Source organism: Tabrizicola soli, from assembly GCF_015999335.1.
Taxonomy (GTDB): Bacteria; Pseudomonadota; Alphaproteobacteria; order Rhodobacterales; family Rhodobacteraceae; genus Tabrizicola; species Tabrizicola soli.
Genome location: NZ_JAEACP010000006.1, coordinates 149,310 through 169,661 on the forward strand (window position 1 = coordinate 149,310; position 20,352 = coordinate 169,661).

Consider the following 20,352-nt stretch of genomic DNA (forward strand, 5'->3'; position numbering starts at 1 on the left):
ATGGCGCTTCTGAACATCCGCAACCTCACGGTGAAATTCGCCACGGCCACCGGCAGCTTCACAGCCGTCGACGGGATCGACGTGCATGTCGACCGGGGCGAGGTGCTGGCCATCGTCGGCGAAAGCGGCTCGGGCAAGTCGGTGTCGATGCTGGCGGTCATGGGACTTCTGCCCGACACCGCCACGATCACGGCGGACGAGATGACCTATGATGGGCGCGACATCTCGAAACTGTCCAAGGCCGAACGCCGGCGGCTGATCGGCCGCGAGATCACCATGATCTTCCAGGAACCCATCGCCTCGTTGAACCCGTCGTTCACCGTCGGTTTCCAGATCGAGGAGGTGCTGCGGCTGAACCTGGGCCTGGGGCGGAAGGAAGCACATGCCCGCGCGCTGGAACTGTTCCGCGCCGTCGGCATTCCCGAGCCCGAGGTCAAGATCAGGGCCTATCCGCACCAGCTCTCGGGCGGCCAGTGCCAGCGCGTGATGATCGCCATCGCCATCGCCTCGAATCCTCGGCTGCTGATTGCGGACGAGCCGACCACGGCGCTGGACGTGACGATCCAGAAGCAGATCCTCGATCTGTTGATGAAGCTGCAGGAAGACTACGGCATGGCCCTGATCCTGATCACGCATGACATGGGCGTGGTGGCCGAAACCGCCGACCGGGTGGTGGTGCAGTACAAGGGCAAGAAGATGGAGGAAGCCGAGGTGCTCAACCTCTTCGAGGCCCCGCAGCATCCCTATACCCGCGCGCTGCTCTCGGCCCTGCCGGAACATGCCACGGGCGACCGGCTGCCCACCGTTTCAGATTTCTTCCAGCAGGCAGGCGCATGATGGGACAGGACATTCCGGTCGTCGAAGGCCGGGCAATCGTGCGCGACTACCATGTACCGGGCAGCATTTTCGCCCGGGGCAGGGACGTGCGGGCCCTGAAGGGCATCGACTTCAGGGTCGACAAGGGCAAGACGCTGGCCATTGTCGGCGAAAGCGGTTCGGGCAAGTCGACGCTGGCGCGGATCATCGCGCTGATCGACGCGCCGACCGGGGGCGAGCTGCGCATCGCGGGCGAGGCGGTCGATATCCATCGCCGCCGTCCCGGCCCGGCGCTGCGCTCCAAGGTGCAGATGGTGTTCCAGAACCCCTATGGCAGCCTGAACCCGCGCCAGAAGGTCGGCGACGTGCTGATGGAACCCCTGGTCATCAACACCTCCATTCCGGCCACGGAACGGCGCGACCGGGCCGAGGCGATGCTGAAGAAGGTCGGCCTGCAGCCCGAGCATTTCAACCGTTATCCGCACATGTTCTCGGGCGGGCAGCGGCAGCGCATCGCGATCGCGCGGGCGTTGATGCTGAACCCGTCGCTGCTGGTGCTGGACGAGCCCGTCTCGGCGCTGGACCTTTCGGTCCAGGCGCAGGTGCTGAACCTGCTGGCCGACCTGCAGGACGAGTTCGAGCTGACCTATGTCTTCGTCAGCCATGACCTCTCGGTCGTGCGCTATATTGCGGACGACGTCATGGTGATCTCGAAGGGCGAGGCGGTGGAACAGGGCAGCCGCGAGGCGCTCTTCGCAAATCCGCAGCATCCCTATACGCAGTCGCTGTTCGCCGCGACCCCGGTCACGGATGTCGAGGCGATCCGAACCCGCGTCGCCCGCCGCAAGGCCGCCCGCGCCGCCGTCGCCGGCTGAAGACCGCCGCGCCACCGTAAACGGGAAGCATGCCCCGCGGAGGTTTCCGGGGCATGCATCCTTTCGACCCGGCGTCACGCCGGCGCAAGCACGGGGGGCGATGGGTCTGCCACGGGCCGCGGCCCGCGCGGCGACAAAGCTGCGGGCGGCGTCCCGGAGTCCATGTCAGCCCCGCTCGACGGCGATGGACAGCGCCTCGCCGCCGCCGATGCAGATCGAGGCGATCCCGCGCTCCAGGCCCCGCTCTTCCAGCGCGTGGAGCAGCGTCACCACGATCCGCGCGCCCGAAGCCCCGATCGGATGGCCAAGCGCGCAGGCGCCGCCGTTCACGTTCACCCGCTCCTCGGGCAAGGAAAGCTCACGCACAAAGGCCAGCGCGACGACGGCGAAGGCCTCGTTCACCTCCCACAGATCAACATCGTCCACCTGCCAGCCCAGCCGGTCCATCAGCTTGCGCGTGGCCGCAACCGGCGCGGTGCTGAACCATGCCGGTTCCTGCGCATGGGACGCCGCGCCGACGATCCAGCCGCGCGGGCCGAATCCTCCCGACCGCAGGATCTCGCCCGAGGCCAGCACCAGCGCAGCCGCCCCATCGGAGATCGAGGAGGAACTGGCGGCCGTCACCGTTCCATCCGCACGGAAGGCGGGTTTCAGCAGCGCGATCCGGTCGGGCCGGACAAGTCCGGGCTGTTCGTCTTCCGTGACGATGACCGTCCCCTTGCGCCCCGCCACCGTCACCGGCGCGATCTCGCGCGCAAAGGCCCCCCGGGCCTGCGCCGCCCGCGCTCGTTCCAGCGAGCGGATGGCCCAACCGTCCTGCTCGGCGCGGGTGAAGCCGAAGGTCGCGGCGCACAGCTCGGCGAACTGGCCCATCAGGGCGCCTGTGTCATAGGCGTCCTCCAGCCCGTCGACGAACATGTGATCGACCAGCCGCCCATGCCCCAGCCGCTGCCCACGGCGTGAGGCGGGGATCAGATGCGGCGCATTGGTCATGCTCTCCATGCCGCCGGCCAGCATGACCTGGGCCTCCCCGGACCGGATGCGCAGCGCCGCGTCTAGGATCGCCTGCATGCCCGACCCGCAGACCTTGTTGATGGTCGTGCAGGGGATGGCCCGCGGCAGATCGGCCATGAGCACCGCCTGCCGCGCCGGGGCCTGGCCCACGCCCGCCGCCAGCACCAGACCGATCCGCGCCTCCTCGATCCGCTCGGGCGAAAACCCTGAATCCGCGACCGCGGCCCGCACCGCGACCGCCGCGAGCCGGGGGGCGGAAAGATCGCCGAGCGCGCCCTGGAACGCCCCGATGGGCGTGCGCCGCGCCGATATGATGGCGACAGGTTGCATGAACGACCCTCCCTCCCGCGCACCTCCGGCGACGCGCCCGGTGCGAAGACCGGATCATAGCCGATTCCGGCCCGACCCCCTCGTTCAACTGTTGCCGTTTCCGGCCCTCTGCGCATGATCCAGCCAGGAATGCGCCACGGACCGAGATGGCCGCGCCGGCCCTGCAAACACCCTGTGGGGTCCTGGCTGCCCCGAATCCTAGAGTTCAAGGAATTCCCGCCAGCGGCGGGCGAGATAGTTGTGTTCGGGCATGACGGTACTCCAGGCGGTGATCCTTGCCACCCGGTTCAGGTAGTTGCCCCCTTCGCGCGTTTCTCCCCGGCGCACCGCGATGGTGGAGGCCAGGCCCGGCAAGTCCTCGCTGGCGGGCTTGCCTTCATACCAATAATCCCATTCCGCCTGGCTCAGCGTCTCGCGCAGGGTGTCGACCACCGAAACATAATAGCCCTGGCGCGCCATGATCGCGCCCGGCGTGCCGTCCAGCCACCAGTTCAGATAGGCATAGGCGGCATCGCGCATCGCGCCTGTGACGTTGGCCGACAGGCACAGGCCACTGTGCCACCCGCGATAGCCTTCGCGGGGCGCGCCGTGGATGATGTCGCGACCCATGCCGCGCAGCGCGTAATAGGCCGGCGACCAAAGCGAGCCGATGACCGCGTTCGCCCCGGCCATCAGGGCGACGGAATCCTCTGAAGTGCCCCAGAAACGGGTGAAATGCCCCCGCCGCTTGAGCGACAGCAGCACCTGGAACAGGGCGTCGATCTCCTCGATGGTCAGATTGCCGGGATCCCGCACGTCCACCAGCCCCGCCGCGCGGGCGGCCAGCGCCAGTTCCACCGCGCTGCCCGCGGGGTCGAGGCTGAGGGTGCAACGCCCGTGCCAGCGGTCATCCAGCAGCCAGGCCCAGCTCTCGGTCTCGTCGGGGGCGAGCTCGGAGAGAAGCTCGCGGGCGTAGCCGAAACTGTCGGCGTTGTAGGTGGTGGGAAGCATGCCGATGCGCGGCGGCGCGTGGTCGTCGGGGCGCTCGGCAAGGGTGCCGTCATGGCGGACGAAAAGCTGCGCGGACGGGGCGCCGACCTGCTTGGCTGCGGATCCGGGGATCTGCCCGGCAATGCGGACCTGGGGCCAGCGGCGGATGCGGGTGGTGTCGATGGCCTGGATCGCCCCGGCGGTCCAGAGCACGTCCAGCGAGTAGAACCATTGGTCATAGACGTCATAGCTCTCGGGCTTCAGGACCCCGCGACGCATGCAGGACGGGCCGTCGAGGATCTCGAACTCGATCGGGAAGGGCAGGTCCTGGCGTGCTGCGCGGCAGAGCTCGGCCGTCAGGGTGGAGCTGGTGCCGATGATGCGAAGGGGCGGGGGGCTCATGCGGGGGCTCAATGCACGGCGATCATGTAGGGCTGCGTCGCCGGGGGCGGCAGGATCGACAGCACGCGAAGCCGCGCCAGCACCAGCGGCTCGGAGCGTTCGATCTGGGTGCGCAGCAGGATCTGCGCCGCCTCCAGCGCCTCGGCGCAGAGGAGGCGCACGATCTGGCCATAGGCGACCAGCGACGGCAGGTCGTCCCGCACCGGGAAATGCCGGCGGAACAGGCGCGGCACGATCAGCGCCACCTGGTTGCGGCGGATCGAGCCGAGCATCCTCGTATTGCGCAGCCCGGCGTACATCGTGCCGAACATGTCCTTCTCGATCGCGTCGATCTCGGCCGCGCCGCAGGCGGGAAAGCGCGCGACGGCCGCCTCGATGCGGCGCGCGAGGTCCTCGAGCCAGGACCGCTCCAGCAGGGGGGCCACATTGGCCAGGGCCTGCGGCTCCAGCACCCGGCGCATCTCAAGCGTGTCGCGCACCACGCGCGCGGTCATCTGCGCGGCGATCCAGTGCGACTTGCGGTCCTTCTCGATCAGGCGCACATCCATCAGCCGCCAGAGCACTTCGCGCGCCACCGTGCGGCTGACGGCGTGGTGGTCGCCCAGTTCCGCCTCCTGGATGCGGTAGGTTCCGAACGGCAGGAGGGCGGTGACCTCGCCCGAGACCCGGCTGAAGATGCGTTCCCAGGTGGCGCTGCGGCTGATGTCCTCGGTGGCCTCGGCCAGGATGTCGTGCAGTTCGCGCGCCGAGAGCGGCCGGGGAATGGCCTCGCCCACGACATAGCCCTGGCCGTCGGCCGGGCGCAGCAGCCCGCGCTCGGCCAGCATGGCCAGCGCCCGGCGCACCGGCGCCCGACTGACGTTCAGGTGAATGGCAACGGCCGCCTCCTTCAGCACGGCGCCCGTCGGCATGGCGCCCGAGGCGATCTTCCGCTGCAGCAGGCCGAAAACGGATTCGTACAGGAAGGCGGATGCCCCGATTCGGGGCGGATCCTCCAGCTCCGAGGCGAGTTCGTTGCGTTCTGGTATCCGTGTCTCGGCCATGCTGTATGTCTATCGCATACAATAAGTTTGCGATAGCGACCCCGAGCGCATTTTTTCCGGGTCTATCCCGGACAAAGCCAGAAATATTTGTGCATTGCATCCGAAGGACGTTCCGGCTTAGGCTTTCCGGGTAGATTCCGTTGAAGAAGCCGCACCTGACTGCGGCCAGAGCAGACCTAGTCCTCGACGTTCAACAGGGAGACCGAAATGTCGGAAAAGATGGCTTCGAAAGCTGCGGCGCAGGGCGTCACGCGGCGCGAGCTTCTGAAGGGAACCGCGGCGCTGACCGGCGCGGCGGTGGGTTCGGGTGTCATCGGCGCGCCGATGATCTGGGCGCAGAACCTCAAGGACGTGACGCTGAACCAGGTCGGCCCGTCCTATTCCGTGATCGCCGACATCGCCGAGAAGGCAAGCGCGGACCTGGGCTTCAAGATCGTGCCGCAGACCTCCGAGACGACGCAGCTGATGGCCAAGGTGGTGAACCAGCCCGAGACCATCGACATCGCCGACCTGGAATTCTGGGGCCTGCAGAAGGTCTACCGCTCGGGCAACCTGCAGCCGGTCGACATCACGAAGATCAAGATGTGGGGCGACATCACCCCGCTGATGCGCGACGGCAAGAGCTTCGACGGCTCCGACATGGCGCGCCAGGGCACCCTGCCGGTGAAGGTGCTCTACACCGACAGCGCCGAGTCCACCGAATTCGCGGCGGCGCCCACCGGCCTCGCGACCGCCATGCCCACGATCTACAACGCCGACACCCTGGGTATCCGCCCCGACCTCGTCGGCCGCGAGATCAGCAGCTGGGTCGAGCTGTTCAATCCCGAATTCAAGGGCAAGACCGCGCTGGTCAACATCCCCTCGATCGGGATCATGGACGCCGCGATGGCGCTGGAGGCCCGGGGCGACCTGAAATACGTCGACAAGGGCAACATGACCAAGGAGGAGATCGACAAGACGATCGACGCCCTGATCGCGCTGAAGAAGGACGGCCAGTTCCGTGCCTTCTGGTCGACCTTCGACGAAAGCGTCAACCTGATGGCGGCGGGAGAGGTGGTGATCCAGTCGATGTGGTCGCCCGCCGTGACCGCGGTGAAATCGCGCAACATCCCCTGCGTCTACCAGGGCCTGAAGGAAGGCTATCGCGGCTGGGGCGTGGGCATGGGCCTGATGCGCCATCTGGAAGGGATCAAGCTGGAGGCCGCCTACGAATACCTGAACTGGTATCTCACGGGCTGGCAGGGCGCCTTCATCGCGCGGCAGGGCTACTATTCCTCGGTTCCCGAAACCGCCAAGGCCAATCTCTCGGAGAACGAGCGCGGCTACTGGTACGAAGGCAAGGCGGCGACCGAGGATATCAAGGATCCCTACGGCAACATCATGGACAAGGCCGGATCCTCGCGCGATGGCGGCAGCTTCGAGCAGCGCATGGGCAACATCGCCTGCTGGAACGCGGTGATGGACGAGGACCGCTACATGATCCAGCGCTGGAACGAGTTCGTCTCGTCGTAAGTCCACTTCGGCGACCCGGCGTCCAGTGCCGGGTCGCTTTCCTCAAGATGCCTGCCACCAACAAGGATGGTTCCATGTCCGGGAGGTCCTCTCCGTCCGGCAGCCGGCTTGCACCCTATCTTCAGGTTGCGCCGCTGGCTTTCCTGATGCTGACCATGGTCGGCATCCCGCTGGTCACCGTGGTCATGCTCAGCTTTTGGGAGTTCGACGGCATCGCCGTCTATCCCGCCTTCACCTGGGCGAACTATGCCGAGGTCCTCGGCTCTCCCGTCACGCTGAAGCTGTTCCTCGCCACGCTGAAATACGCGCTGCTGACGCTGGTGGCGACGACGGTCATCGGCTTCACCTGTTCGTATTTCCTGGTCTTCCACGTGCGCAGCCTCAAGCTGCAGATCGGGCTGTTCCTGCTGTGCACGATCCCGTTCTGGACCTCGAACGTGATCCGCATGGTCAGCTGGATCCCCTTCCTGGGCCGCGAGGGGCTGTTCAACAGCATGCTCATCCAGGCGGGCCTGATCGACCGGCCGCTGGACATCCTGCTCTACTCGGATTTCGCGGTGGTGCTGACCTACATCCACCTCTTCACGCTGTTCATGATCGTGCCGATCTTCAACAGCATGGCCAAGATCGACTCGAACCTGATCGAGGCCGCCCGCGACGCCGGGGCGACGCCGGCGCAGATCCTGTGGAACGTGATCATCCCGCTGTCGAAGACCGGGATCGCGCTGGGCTCGATCTTCGTCGTCACCCTGGTGATGGGCGATTTCTTCGTGGTCAGGGTGATGAGCGGCGGGCAAAGCGCCTCGGTCGTCTCGGCGATGAAGAACAACATCGACCAGCTTTATTACCCGGTCGCCTCGGCGATGGCGGTGCTTCTGGTGGCGGTGGTGCTGCTGATGGTCACGGCAATCCTGCGGGTGGTGGACATCCGCTCGGAACTGGCGAGGTAGAGGCGATGACGCAGACGACCACCTCTCGCCGCGGCCTGGCCTTCTATCTTCTGGCCGGGTTCTTCGGCCTCTTCGTCGTCTTCCTCTACGGTCCGATGCTGATGATCTTCATCCTCAGCTTCCAGGGTCCCGGCGGCGGGCTGACCTTCCCGATGCGGGGCGTCTCGACCCACTGGTTCGCGGACCTGTGGTCCTCCAGCCGCTATGGCGATCTCGGCGGGGCCTTCCGCCGCTCGCTGGCCCTGGGCGGGCTGTCGCTGGTGATCACGGCAGTGGTCTGCCTGTTCGCGGGCCTTGCCTTCCGCCGCCGGTTCTGGGGGGCGGGGCCGATCTTCTACCTCTCGATCGTCAGCCTGGTCGTGCCGGGCATCCTTCTGGGCCTCGGGATCAGCCAGCTGTTCCAGCTGCTCGGCTTCAGGCTCGGCTGGTGGCTCTCGGGCCTCGGGGCGCATCTGTCCTGGACGCTGCCCTTCGGCCTTCTGATCATGTTCGCCGTGCTGAACCGCTTCGACGGGTCCTGGGAGGAAGCCGCTCGCGACGCCGGGGCCCGGCCCTGGCAGGTGCTGGCCTATGTCACCGTGCCGATCCTCTTTCCCGGCCTGATCGCGGTGGCGCTGTTCGGCTTCACGCTGTCCTACGACGAGATGCCCCGGTCGCTGCTGACCGTCGGCGGCAGCAACACGCTGCCGATCGAGATTTCCAACATGACGACCAACGTCACCACGCCGGCGCTCTATGCCATCGGCACGGTGACCTCGGCCGTCAGCTTTCTGGTGATCGCCGCCGCCTTCCTGGCCATCGCCATCGTGCAGAAAAGGCGCGCCCGCGCCAAACAGGGATAGGGCCGAATGAACGAGCAGAGCCGGATCGACATCCGCGGCGTCACCAAGCTGTATGGCCCCGTGCGCGCGGTGAACAATGTGGACCTGACCATCGAGGGCGGCGCCTATTGCTGCATGATCGGCCCTTCGGGCTGCGGCAAGACCACACTCCTGCGCATGATCGCGGGGCACGAGACCCCGACCTCGGGCACGATCTCCATCGGCGGCGAGGATGTGACGCACGCGCGGACCGGAAGCCGGGGCACGGCACTGATGTTCCAGAACTATGCGCTGTTCCCGCATCTGTCGCTGACCGACAACGTGGGCTTCAGCCTGAAGGTCCGGGGCGTTCCGTCCGCCGAGAGGCGTGACACTGCGCGCGAGATGCTGGGCCGCGTGCAGCTGCTGCACCTTGCCGACCGGGTGCCGTCCGAGCTTTCGGGCGGGCAGCAGCAGCGCGTGGCCCTGGCGCGGGCCCTGATCACCAAGCCCAAGGTCCTGCTCCTGGACGAACCCCTGTCGGCGCTGGATGAATTCCTGCGGCTTCGGATGCGGGTGGAACTGAAGCGCCTGCAGAACCAGCTCGGCATCACCTTCATCCACGTCACCCATACCCAGCCCGAGGCCATCGCCCTTGCCGACCAGGTCGTGGTGATGGACCACGGCGTGATCGACCAGGCCGCCAGCCCGCGCGAAGTCTACAACCATCCGCACAGCCCCTATGTCGCGCGGTTCATGGGCGGGCAGAACGTCCTGACCGGCACGGTGGATGCCGTCGATGCCGGGCAGACCGTGGTCCGCAGCAAGGACGGAACCCTGTACGACCTCCCCGCGGTGGCGGGTGCCGGGCCAGGCGATACGGTCAACTTCTCGGTCCGGCGCGACCGGATCCACCTTGCGTCCGACCTCGGCGGCGGGCGCAACTGCACCGAGGGCACCGTCGCCAACATCGAATACCAGGGGACTTTCGTGAAGGTCGCGCTGGATACCGGCTCGCGCGAGGAATTCGTGGCCTATCTGGACGTCGACAGGTACTACGCCGCGCCGAACGAGGTGGGCCAGAGGGTCCGCGCCTCGTGGGAGGCGCGGTTCAACCATGTCCTGCCGGGTCAGAACAATTCGACCGGCACCCCCCACGAGGACTGAGATGGAAGCCTGGATCGAGGTCATCGCCCTGGGCGGCACCATCGCCAGCACCCCACGCCCCGACGGGAATGGCGTGGTTCCGGAACTGACGGCCGAGGACCTGATCGCCGCCGTGCCCGGGCTGAAGGACCTGGCCCCGATCCGGGCGCGCACGCTCGCGCGGGTGCCCAGCGTCGAGATCGGCCTTGCCGACCTGCGCGACCTGGCGGGGCTGATCCGCCGGGTCGAGGCCGAGGGCGCGGCGGGCGTGGTGGTCACGCAAGGCACCGACACCATCGAGGAGACCTCCTACGCCCTCGACCTGCTGCACGATGGCCGGATCCCGGTCGTCGTGACCGGGGCGATGCGGCATCCCTCGCTTCCCGGACCGGATGGTCCGGCCAACCTGGCCGCCGCCGTGGCCTGCGCCGCCGATCCTGCCTGCCGCGACCAGGGGGTGCTGGTGGTCTTCGACGATACGATCCATGCCGCCCCCTGGGTGCAGAAGCGCGACACCACCGCGACCGGCGCCTTCTGGTCGCCCGCGCCGCTAGGCTGGCTGGCCGAGGGTCGTCCCGCGCTGCGCTGCCGCCGCCCGCGCCCGCCCGCGCTGGCGCTCATCGGCGACGGGATGCCCTTCGTGCCGATCCTCAAGCCCGGCCTGGACGAGCCGCCGCGCCTTCTCGACGCCGCCCTGCGGGCCGGCGCGGCGGGGCTGGTGGTGGAACTGTCCGGCGGCGGCCATGCCGCGGCCTCCTGGGCCGAGGCGCTGGGCGAGGCCGCCCGTCGCGTGCCGGTGGTGTTTGCCAGCCGCACACGGGGCGGCCGCGTCCTGACCCGCACCTATGGCCAGCCGGGGGCCGAGATCGACCTGATCCGCCGCGGCCTTGTCCCTGCCGGAGATCTGGATGCGCTGAAGGCGCGGCTCCTGCTCGCCTTCCTCGTCCTCGCCGGCCAGCCCCACCGCTTTGCCGAGCTTTCCCTGCTTTCCTGGAGGATCGAAGCATGACCACCGTCGTCAAGGGGGGAACCCTCGTCACCGCCGACCGCAGCTATGAGGCTGACATCCTGATCGAGGGCGAGAAGATCGCCGCGATCGGCGCGGACCTGAAGGGCGACAAGGTGGTGGATGCCTCGGGGGCCTATGTCATTCCCGGCGGGATCGACCCGCACACCCATCTGGAAATGCCCTTCATGGGCACCACCACCGCCGAGACCTTCGAATCCGGTACCGCCGCCGCCGCATCGGGCGGCACGACGATGATCGTGGACTTCGTGCTGCCGGGGCCGGACGGCTCGCTGGTGAATGCGCTCCGGGACTGGCACCGCAAGGCCGACGGCAGGATCTGCATCGACGTCGGCTGGCATGTCGCCGTCACCGGCTGGAACGAGACGATCTGGCGCGAGATGGCCGAGGTCGTGAAGCTGGGCGTCAATACGTTCAAGCACTTCATGGCCTACAAGGGCGCGCTGATGGTCGAGGACGACGAGATGTATGCCTCGTTCAGTCGCTGCGCCGAACTGGGCGCGCTGCCGCTGGTCCATGCCGAGAACGGCGACATCATCGCCGAATTGCAGAAGAAGTTCATGGCCCAGGGCAAGACCGGCCCGGAAGGCCACGCCCATTCCCGCCCCCCCGAGGTCGAGGGCGAGGCGACCAACCGCGCCATCATGATCGCCGATGCCGCGGGCGTGCCGCTGTACGTGGTCCATGTCAGCTGCGAAGAGGCGCACGAGGCCATCCGCCGCGCCCGCCAGAAGGGGATGCGCGTCTGGGGCGAGCCGCTGGTGCAGCACCTGACGCTGGACGAAGGCGAATACTTCGACAAGGACTGGGACCATGCCGCCCGCCGCGTGATGTCGCCGCCCTTCCGCGACCGCAAGCACCAGGACAGCCTCTGGGCGGGGCTGGCCGCGGGCAGCCTGCAGGTGGTGGCGACCGATCACTGCGCCTTCACGACCGCCCAGAAGCGCATGGGGTTGAAAGGCTTTCCGTCGATCCCGAACGGCACCGGCGGGCTTGAGGACCGGCTGGCCGTCCTCTGGACCAGGGGGGTCGAGACCGGCCGCCTGACGCCCGAGGAATTCGTCGCCGTCACCTCGACCAACATCGCGCGGATCCTGAACATCTATCCACGCAAGGGGGCACTGGTGCCGGGGGCCGACGCCGACATCGTCGTCTGGGACCCCAAGCTGAAGAAGACCATCCGCGCCGCCGACCAGTTGTCGATCATCGACTACAACGTCTTCGAGGGCGTCGAGGTCACGGCGCAGGCCCGCCACACGATCTCGCGCGGGACGGTGGTCTGGTCGCACGGCCAGAACACCCGCCCCAGCGCCGGGCACGGCATCTATATCCCGCGCCCCGCCTTCCCCGCCGCCAGCAAGGCGCTTTCGGTCTGGAAAGAACTGAACTCGCCCCGCTTCATCCACCGCGATCCGCAGAACATTCCCAGCGGCGTCTGACCGCCGCTATCCAAACAGGAGGAACGACATGGCCAAGAAGATCTATTGCGCGTTCGGCACCGACATCGACTCGGTCGCCGGCTGGATCGGCTCTTACGGCGGGGGCGACAGCCCGTCGGACATCCAGCGCGGCATCTTCGCGACCGAAGTCGGCATCCCGCGCCTGCTGCGGCTGTTCAAGAAATACGACCTGCAGACCTCGTTCTTCATCCCCGGCCACTCGCTCGAGACTTTCCCGAAGGAGATGAAGCTGATCGTCGATGCCGGCCACGAGGTCGGGGCGCACGGCTATCTGCACGAAAATCCCATCGCGATGACGCCGCAGCAGGAAGAGGACGTGCTGGTCAAGTCGATCGAACTGATCGACAAGCTGACCGGCAAGCCGCCCACCGGCTATGTCGCGCCCTGGTGGGAAATGTCGGCCAACACTGCGGCCCTGCTGAAGAAATACAACTTCTCCTATGACCACAGCCAGGGCTACCGCGACTTCCAGCCCTTCTACGCCCGCGTCGGCGACAGCTGGAACGTGATCGACTACACCAAGCAGGCCAGGGACTGGATGCATCCCCTGAAGCATGGCACGGAAATCGACCTCGTCGATATCGCGGCCAACTGGTATGTCGACGACCTGCCGCCGATGATGTTCATGAAGAAATCGCCGAACAGCCATGGCTTCGTGAACCCACGCCATATCGAGGAGATGTGGCGCGATCAGTTCGACTGGGTCTACCGCGAGATGGATTATGCCGTCTTCGCCTTCACCATCCACCCCGACGTCGCCGGCCGCCCGCAGGTGCTCTTGATGCTGGAGCGGCTGATCGAGCACATCAACGGCCATGATGGCATCGAATGGGCGACCTTCGACACCATCGCCGCCGATTTCCGCAGGCGCTATCCCTTTGCCAGCGGCAAGCGGCCCGAGGTGATCTGAGAGATGTGCAACGCCTGCGGCTTTCCGGCCGCGCCGGGCCACTGGACCGATGCCGGGGCCTCCAGCCCCGGCGACCGGCTGCGCCTGCGCTTCACCCGGCTGGCGGTCGTAAACCGCCTGCTGGCGCGCTATGGGCTGACGGCGCGCGACGATGGCGTGACGCCGGGGTTGCAGCTGTTCGCGCCCGGCGGCGAATGGGTGCTGGTGCCGGACCTCGAGGCCCTCTGGCGCGAGGCCGCGCGGCTGGCCGGCGGCCCGATCGACCCGCTTTCGGACCGGGCGCTGGGTCTTGGCTGACGTCCGCTCGGATGGCCGGCTGCCCCTGACCATCGTCGGGGGCTTCCTCGGGGCGGGCAAGAGCAGCTGGCTGCGCCACCAGCTTTACACCCGCCGGTTCGGCCGGGTGCATGTCCTGGTGAACGAGGCCGCCGAACTGCCGGTGGACGATCTGCTTCTGGGGCGGGCCGACCGGCTGGAGGTGCTGGCGGGGGGCTGCGCCTGCTGCACCGGGCGCGCCGCCCTGATCGCCGCGCTGCGCCGGATCTGCGACGATGCCACCGGGGCGGGGGCCGGGGCGATCGACGCGCTCGTGCTGGAAACCAGCGGCCTGGCCGATCCGGCCGCCATCGCCGGCGCCTTGCAGGAGGATCCGGTGCTGGTCCGCCGCATCGTCCTGGCCCGGACGATCGTGCTGGTCGATGCCGGCGCCGCCATGGAGCAGCTGGCCGGGGAACATCTGGCCCGCAGGCAGATCGAGGCGGCCGACGAGATCGTGGTCACCAAGGCGGCCGGAACCGACCTGCCGCAGCGGTCGCGGCTGGTCGCCACTCTCCGGCTTCTTGCCCCCGGCGCGGCGGTCTCCTGGGCCGAATTCGGCGTCGAGGCGCCGCGGGAGACCGATCCCGCCGCGGCGCCCTTCGACCTGCCGGAGCCTGAGGCGGCGGCCCCGATCCTTGCCCATCGCCTGGATGCCCGCGAGGCAGGCGGGTGGTGGGCCCTGTCCGCCTGGCTGTCGGCGCTGCTGCATGCCCGCGGCGACCGCATCGTGCGCATCAAGGGCGTGATCACGACTCCGGCGGGGCGGCTGTTGCTGCAATCCGTCCGGCACCACGTGCAGCCGCCCGAGATCCTGCCCGATGCCCCGCAGGGCGCCGGGGATCCCGATTTCATCGCCCTCATCGGCCGCGACATCGACGAACAGCGCCTTCTGCGGTCCTGGGACACCTTCGTCCGGGCGCTTTAGGATCGCTCGCATCCCGAATCCGGGCGGGTTCCGCAAGGTCGGGACTTCGGGCGGTGTTCCTCGGGCGGTGGACCCGGCCGGGGTCGCGGCGCGCAACGGCGGGCCCGGCAGATTGGCATGATCCGGAAGTTGCCGTATCCCTCATGGCGGCACGGATCTTCCTTCTCTGCGTTGCGCGCGCCTCAAAGGCAATGGACCCATGGATACACGATTTCTGGAGACTTTCATCGTCATCGCGGACTGCGGGTCGATTGCCGAGGCCGCGCGCCGCCTGAATCTCAGTTCTGCCGCCTTGGCGCAGAGACTGCGGGCGCTCGAGGCCGATCTTGGCCATTCGCTGGTCGTCCGCGCCGGGCGGACGGTCCAGCCCACGGAAGAAGGGCTTGCGATCCTCGAACATGCCCGAAACCTGGTTCAGGGCGCGCGCGACCTGCGGGCGATTGCCGCGGGCAGCGTTCCTTCGGGACAGCTGCGGCTGGGGGCGACGGCGACCTCGCTCGTGGGGCACCTTCCCCGCATCATCGCGGGCCTGGGACAGCGCCACCCGGAGGTGGAATATTTCATCGAGCCCGGCTCCTCGGTCGATCTCTATCACCGGGTGATCGGCGAAGAGCTGGACGCCGCCCTGATGATCCGCCCGCGGTTCGTCATTCCGAAGTCGGCCGACTGGCTGACCTTCCGCAAGGAGCCGCTGGTCCTCTTGGCGCCGCCGGGCTCCGAAGGCGAGGATCCGGGCAAGCTCCTCGCGACCCACAGGTTCATCCGCTACGACCGCAGCCAGTGGGGTGGGCAGATCGTCGACAAATACCTGCGCGACAACGCACTCGAAGTGCGGGAATGGCTGGAGCTCGACGCCCTGGATGCCATCGCCGCGATGGTGGACCGGGGCCTGGGCGTGGCGATCGTGCCGGACTGGCAGCCGCCCTGGCCCGAGGGTCTGTGCCTGCGCAAGCTGCCGCTGGCGCGGACGGAAGTCCGGGAAGTCGGCGTCCTCTGGCGCACCTCGGGGGCGAGGCTGCCGGCGGTGCGGGCCTTCGTCGCCGAATGCCGCAGCCTTGCCGACGATCCGGCCGGCGGGCCCGTTCCGCAGGACGAAGGCCTTTCCTGACGCTAGATCGACGTCCCGGCCGCGGCACTGGCAAGCAGCGCCCGGACATCCGCCTCGGCCAGCACCCCCTGCGCAATGGCCTCCTGCACAAGGCCCCGGCCGGATTGCTGCCCGGCCTTGACCAGCCCGGTCACGCGCTCGTAGCCGTAACGGTGCAAAAAGACGCTGGAGATCGCGGAGGAGCGGATCAGGTTTTCATGCGACCGCTCGGCATCCACGTGCAAGCCCTCGATGCAGCGCGCGCGGAAACCCGTGCAGGCCGTGCCGAGGATCGCGATGGAGTCGAACAGGGCATGGGCGATGATCGGTTCGAAATGGTTGATCTCCATCTGGCCATGCAGCGCCGCGACCGAGACGATCGCATCCAGCCCGTGCACCAGGAAGGCCGCCTGCTGCACCATCATCGGGATCACCGGATTCACCTTGCCGGCCATGATCGAAGATCCCGGCTGCACGGCGGGCAGAAGGATTTCCCCGATCCCGGCGCCGCCGTCCGAGCTGAGGATCACCAGATCGGCCGCGACCTTGCCAAGCGCCTCGCCCAGGATCTTCAACTCGGACGAGAAGCGGACGAAACCGTCCGCGGCCTGCATCGCGTCGAAGGGATCGGCGGGCAGCGTGACGGGGAAGCCGAAGACCGCGGTCATCTCGTCGGCGATACGGTCGCGGTAGCCGGGCAGGGTGCCCAGCCCGGTGCCGATGGCGGTGCCGCCCATCGGCACCACGGTCAGCCGCCGCGCCCGGGCCGCGACTGCCTCGGCCGAGCGGTCGATCAGGGCGGCGTAGCCGTCGAACAGCTGGCCATAGGTCATCGGCTGTGCGGCCTGCATGCAGGTCCGGCCCACGCGCAGGACCTCGCGGTTGGCGTCCGCCCGGTCCCGGAATGCCCCGGCCAGCGCCCTGACCGCGGCGACCAGGTCGGCCGAGGCCAGCACGCAGGCCAGCTTGACCGCCGAAGGCACGACATCGTTGGTGGACTGGCCCAGGTTCACATGGTCGTTCGGATGCACGCGGGCGAAGCGGCCAGGCGCGCCGCCCAGGATCTGGCCGGCCCGGTTGGCGATGACCTCGTTGAAGTTCATGTTGGTGGAGGTGCCGCCAGAACCCTCCGCCACCGGGATGACGAAGGCGTCATGGTGCTGGCCGTCCAGGATCTCGTCGCAGGCCCGGACGATGGCGGCGGCGGTCTCGGCCGAAAGCCCGCCGCAGGCCGCATTCGCCAGGGCGGCGGCCTTCTTCAGCCGGGCAAGGGCGCCGACGTAATGCGGATAGTCCGCGATCCGCCGCCCCATGCCGGCGAAATTGGCCGCGCCGCGCGCCGTTCCGGCCGAATAGAGCGCCTGTTCCGGCAGTTGCACCGGGCCGAGGCTGTCCTTGTCTGTCCGCATCATGTCACCTAGAGCACCTGGCTGAGGAAGGCGCGCGTCCTGGGGTCCTTCGGGTGCTCGAAGAATTCGCGCGGGGGGGCGTGTTCGACGATCACGCCCCGGTCGGTGAAATAGACATGGTCGGCGATCTCGCGCGCAAAGCCCATCTCGTGCGTGACCAGCACGCAGGTCATCCCCTCGGCGGCAAGGTCGCGGATGGTGACCAGCACCTCCTTCACCGTCTCCGGGTCCAGGGCCGCGGTCACCTCGTCGAAAAGCATCACGTCGGGGTTCATCGCCAGGCTGCGGGCGATGGCGACGCGCTGCTGCTGACCGCCGGACAATTCACCGGGATAGCTGTTCTCCTTGCCCTCCAGGCGCACCTTGCGCAGCAGGGCGCGCGCCCGGGCCTCGACCTCGGCCTTGGGCTGGCGCAACACCTTCACCGGCGCCATCATCACGTTCTGCAGCGCGGTCTTGTGCGGAAAGAGATTGTATTGCTGGAACACCATCCCGACCTTCTTGCGCAGCTCCAGCTTGTCCAGCTTCGGGTCGTGGACTTCCTGCCCTTCGACCGTGATCGAGCCGGACTGGATGTCGTTCAGCGCGTTGATGCAGCGGATCAGGGTGGATTTCCCCGAGCCGGACGGGCCGATGATGCAGATCACCTCGCCCTTCATGACGTCAAGACTGACGCCTTTCAGCACCTCGACGGCGCCGAAGGATTTCCGCACGTCCTTGATTGATATGATCGGCTTGTCGGGCGTCCAGGTCATCGTCGTCGCTTCCATGTCAGACAATTGCGGGCAGGGCGGGCTTCAGAGCTTTACCGCGTATTTCCGTTCCAGACGGCGGGTCAGCCGCGAGATCGGGTAGCAGTAGAGGAAGAACCAACCGAGGATATAAAGGTACATCGGGATCAGCAGATCGGTCCGCGATTCCGAGGACAGCGCCGCCCGGGTCAGGGCCATGACCTCGTTCACCCCCACGATCGAGACGATTGGCGTCGCCATGGTCAGCACGGCATAGAGGTTCATCCACGAGGGCAGGACACGGGTCACCGTCTGCGGCAGGATCACCTCGATCATGGTCTGGCGCCGCGTGAACCCCAGCGAGGCGGCACTTTCCCACTGGCCGGAGGGGATCGACTGGATCGCGCCGCGCATGAACTCGGACATGTAGGCCATCACCGGCAGCGAAAGCCCGATCACCGCCTTGATCCAGCCGGGGAAGGGCACGGTCGTGCCAAGGATCTCCAGCTCGAACGGGATCAGCAGGATGCAGTAGAACAGCAGCACCAGCCAGGGCGAGTTGCGGAAGAACTGCGTGACCACCCAGGCCAGCCGCGCCAGCAGCCGGTTCGGCGAGACCTGCAGCACGCCCAGGCCGACGCCCAGCACGGTGCCGGCCAGCATCGACAGGATCGAGATCAGGATATTGAAGGCAAAGCCTTCGGCCAGGACCGGCGTCCACTTCAGCAAAAGCAGCGCGACCGGCGTGCGCGTCTCGCCCGCGGCCTGCGCCACCACCGGGCCGACGGAGAACCAGGCCAGGAGAACCAGCAGCAGAAGCGCCGTTCCGGGCGTGAACAGTTCGGCCGCCGTGACGGGCCGGGGCGGGCGCACCGGCAGCAGGACCGGCAGGTGTCCCTTGATCGCCGGCATGGCAGGGTCCGCCGGGCGGGGGTGAAGGAGTTCCGTCATGTTCCGAATCCGGGGATACGCATGGATTTCTCCCAGCGGTGCAGGCCCCAGACTAGGACGGCCACCAGGACGATGTAGGTCAGCAGGACGACATTCATCATCTCGCGCACGTTCAGCTGGTCCGACCAGATCTGCGCCGAGACATACAGGACCTCGGGAACCGCTATGGCATAGGCCAGCGAGGTGGTCTTGACGAGGTTGACCAGATTGGTCCCGAGCGACGGCAGCGAGATCCGCAGCGCCAGGGGAAGGACCACATGAAGATAGGTCTGCAACCGATTGAATCCGAGTGCACTCGCCGCCTCGACCGTCGCGCGCGGCACGGCTTCGATTCCCGACCGGAAGATCTCGACGTTCAGCGAGCCGGCGAACAGCGACAGCGAGATGACCGCCCAGCCGAAGCCGGAGACCAGCGGCTGCGGAAGTCCGTTCTCGCCGGTATGGCGCAGGACCGTGCCGACGGCGAAGTAGAAGAAGTACAGCTGCACCAGCGGCGGGGTATTGCGGAAGAAGGCGATGAAGGCACCGACCAGCCCGCGCATCAGCGCCGAGGGCGAACCCTGTATCCAGGCGCCAAGCGCGCCGATCACCAGCGAGAACAGGACCGACAGGACCGACAGCTTCACCGTCATCCAGATCCCGGCCAGGAACAGGCCGCGATCATAGCTGTCGTAGCCGATGGTCAGGTTGATCCCCTGCTCCTGGTAAAGCCAGGTGAAGAACTGTTCCAAGCGCGGGCCCCCGCCTTTCTGCGCGAAAACACCCGGCCCGCGGCAATGCGGACCGGGCCGATGGCCTTGCGGCCTACTGAAGCTTGTCGTGCTGTTCCTGCAGGAAGGGGTTCGGCGCGATGCCGTTCGCGGCGTTGCGCTCGATCAGGAAGCCGGACTTGTGCCATTCGGTCGAAACGTCGTGCATGAACGTCCCGTAGGGTCCCTCAAGGTCTTCCAGCGGGACTGCGATGGCCCAGGGGGTCAGCTGTTCGGTCGGCAGCGGCATGTGGTATTCGGCCCATTGCGGATCCGAGGCGACCTGGCTTTCGATCCAGGTGTTGTCGTACAGGAAGCCCAGGCAGGACCCGTTGGCCAGCGCGGCGGTGGCCTCGGGCACGCCCGCGAAGGCGACCAGGTTGGCGCCATAGTCCTGCTGGACCTTCTTGTTGTAATACGATCCCTGCAGCGCGCAGATGTCCTTGCCCGACAGGTCCTGCCAGGTCGCGACGCCCGCGGCCTTCGGCAACAGCACGTTCGCGCCGCTGGCGTAATAGTTCGGCTCGATCATGCCGACGACCTTGCGGCGCTCTTCGGTGTCGCCGAGCGTCGCGATGATCAGGTCGATCTTGCCCTGCTGCAGGAACTCCATCCGGTTCGAGGCGACGACCGGCACCAGCTCCAGCTCGACGCCAAGGCGGGTGGCCACATCCTGCGCCAGGTCGATCTCGAAGCCGATGGTCTTGCCGCTGGCGTCCAGATAGCCCCAGGGGCGGTAATCCTGCTTCACGCCGACGACGATCTTGCCGGCGGACTTGATGTCTTCCAGCGTATCGGCCGCGGCAAGTCCGGCGGCCATCAGCGCGACCAGCGCGGTCGCGGCCGTAAGGGCGGTCTTCATGGGTATCCTCCTGTCAATTCTTCACGATCACCGCAGGCCGGTTTCGCCGGTGCGAAGGCGCCTGCC

The 20,352-nt window shown here is 67.5% G+C and carries 20 protein-coding genes; 12 read left to right on the top strand and 8 right to left on the bottom strand.

The annotated features are described in order from the left end of the window. A complete protein-coding gene (locus tag I7S92_RS07150; protein WP_197642804.1) occupies positions 1-837 on the top strand; it encodes an ABC transporter ATP-binding protein in 837 nt (278 codons plus the stop codon). Continuing rightward, positions 837-1,691, top strand: coding sequence for an ATP-binding cassette domain-containing protein (locus I7S92_RS07155; protein ID WP_197642805.1), 855 nt, complete (start codon positions 837-839; stop codon positions 1,689-1,691). The genes I7S92_RS07150 and I7S92_RS07155 overlap by 1 nt, the downstream gene beginning before the upstream one ends. A 165-nt stretch (positions 1,692-1,856) precedes the next feature. On the opposite strand, the gene I7S92_RS07160 is transcribed toward I7S92_RS07155, so the two are convergent. From I7S92_RS07160 to I7S92_RS07170, 3 genes are all read right to left on the bottom strand, one after another. Next, positions 1,857-3,035: a thiolase family protein gene (locus I7S92_RS07160; protein ID WP_197642806.1), complete on the bottom strand. Its 1,179-nt coding sequence runs from the start codon at positions 3,033-3,035 to the stop codon at positions 1,857-1,859. 198 nt (positions 3,036-3,233) lie between these two features. Continuing rightward, positions 3,234-4,406, bottom strand: a complete 1,173-nt coding sequence (locus tag I7S92_RS07165) for an ABC transporter substrate-binding protein (RefSeq protein ID WP_197642807.1) — start codon at positions 4,404-4,406, stop codon at positions 3,234-3,236. An 8-nt stretch (positions 4,407-4,414) separates the two neighbouring features. After that, a complete protein-coding gene (locus I7S92_RS07170) occupies positions 4,415-5,449 on the bottom strand; it encodes a GntR family transcriptional regulator (RefSeq protein ID WP_197642808.1) in 1,035 nt (344 codons plus the stop codon). A 207-nt stretch (positions 5,450-5,656) separates the two neighbouring features. On the opposite strand from I7S92_RS07170, the gene I7S92_RS07175 reads away from it, so the two are divergent. The 10 genes from I7S92_RS07175 (at position 5,657) to I7S92_RS07220 (ending at position 15,605) form a co-directional block, all read left to right on the top strand. Then, positions 5,657-6,961, top strand: coding sequence for an ABC transporter substrate-binding protein (locus I7S92_RS07175; RefSeq protein ID WP_242070103.1), 1,305 nt, complete (start codon positions 5,657-5,659; stop codon positions 6,959-6,961). Between the two features lie 74 nt (positions 6,962-7,035). Continuing rightward, positions 7,036-7,911, top strand: a complete 876-nt coding sequence (locus I7S92_RS07180; RefSeq protein WP_197642809.1) for an ABC transporter permease — start codon at positions 7,036-7,038, stop codon at positions 7,909-7,911. A gap of 5 nt (positions 7,912-7,916) precedes the next feature. Next, positions 7,917-8,753 (top strand): ABC transporter permease, encoded by an 837-nt coding sequence (locus I7S92_RS07185; protein WP_197642810.1) that lies wholly within the window; start codon positions 7,917-7,919, stop codon positions 8,751-8,753. Between the two features lie 6 nt (positions 8,754-8,759). Further along, positions 8,760-9,878, top strand: coding sequence for an ABC transporter ATP-binding protein (locus tag I7S92_RS07190; RefSeq protein ID WP_197642811.1), 1,119 nt, complete (start codon positions 8,760-8,762; stop codon positions 9,876-9,878). Position 9,879: 1 nt separating this feature from the next. Further along, complete coding sequence (locus tag I7S92_RS07195) at positions 9,880-10,866, top strand: asparaginase (RefSeq protein WP_197642812.1); 987 nt, start codon at positions 9,880-9,882, stop codon at positions 10,864-10,866. Then, positions 10,863-12,323: a dihydropyrimidinase gene (hydA, locus tag I7S92_RS07200; protein WP_197642813.1), complete on the top strand. Its 1,461-nt coding sequence runs from the start codon at positions 10,863-10,865 to the stop codon at positions 12,321-12,323. The genes I7S92_RS07195 and hydA overlap by 4 nt, the downstream gene beginning before the upstream one ends. A 28-nt stretch (positions 12,324-12,351) precedes the next feature. Further along, a complete protein-coding gene (locus tag I7S92_RS07205; protein WP_197642814.1) occupies positions 12,352-13,254 on the top strand; it encodes a polysaccharide deacetylase family protein in 903 nt (300 codons plus the stop codon). Between the two features lie 3 nt (positions 13,255-13,257). Next, a complete protein-coding gene (locus tag I7S92_RS07210) occupies positions 13,258-13,551 on the top strand; it encodes a hypothetical protein (protein WP_197642815.1) in 294 nt (97 codons plus the stop codon). Next, positions 13,544-14,497, top strand: a complete 954-nt coding sequence (locus I7S92_RS07215; RefSeq protein WP_197642816.1) for a CobW family GTP-binding protein — start codon at positions 13,544-13,546, stop codon at positions 14,495-14,497. Before I7S92_RS07210 ends, I7S92_RS07215 begins: the two co-directional genes overlap by 8 nt. Positions 14,498-14,696: 199 nt before the next feature. Next, on the top strand, positions 14,697-15,605 hold the full coding sequence (locus I7S92_RS07220) for a LysR family transcriptional regulator (protein ID WP_197642817.1): 909 nt from the start codon (positions 14,697-14,699) through the stop codon (positions 15,603-15,605). 2 nt (positions 15,606-15,607) lie between these two features. On the opposite strand, the gene I7S92_RS07225 is transcribed toward I7S92_RS07220, so the two are convergent. From I7S92_RS07225 to I7S92_RS07245, 5 genes are all read right to left on the bottom strand, one after another. Beyond that, positions 15,608-16,996 (bottom strand): lyase family protein, encoded by a 1,389-nt coding sequence (locus I7S92_RS07225; protein WP_242070104.1) that lies wholly within the window; start codon positions 16,994-16,996, stop codon positions 15,608-15,610. A gap of 5 nt (positions 16,997-17,001) precedes the next feature. Continuing rightward, a complete protein-coding gene (locus tag I7S92_RS07230) occupies positions 17,002-17,748 on the bottom strand; it encodes an amino acid ABC transporter ATP-binding protein (RefSeq protein ID WP_206761021.1) in 747 nt (248 codons plus the stop codon). A 42-nt stretch (positions 17,749-17,790) separates the two neighbouring features. Continuing rightward, complete coding sequence (locus tag I7S92_RS07235; protein WP_242070105.1) at positions 17,791-18,675, bottom strand: amino acid ABC transporter permease; 885 nt, start codon at positions 18,673-18,675, stop codon at positions 17,791-17,793. Further along, entirely contained in the window at positions 18,672-19,406 is a 735-nt protein-coding gene (locus tag I7S92_RS07240; RefSeq protein ID WP_242070106.1) for an amino acid ABC transporter permease, read from the bottom strand. Before I7S92_RS07240 ends, I7S92_RS07235 begins: the two co-directional genes overlap by 4 nt. Before the next feature lie 73 nt (positions 19,407-19,479). Next, the gene (locus tag I7S92_RS07245) at positions 19,480-20,286 is read right to left on the bottom strand and encodes a transporter substrate-binding domain-containing protein (protein ID WP_197642818.1); all 807 of its coding nucleotides are present in this window, start codon (positions 20,284-20,286) and stop codon (positions 19,480-19,482) included. Between the last annotated feature and the right edge of the window lie 66 nt (positions 20,287-20,352).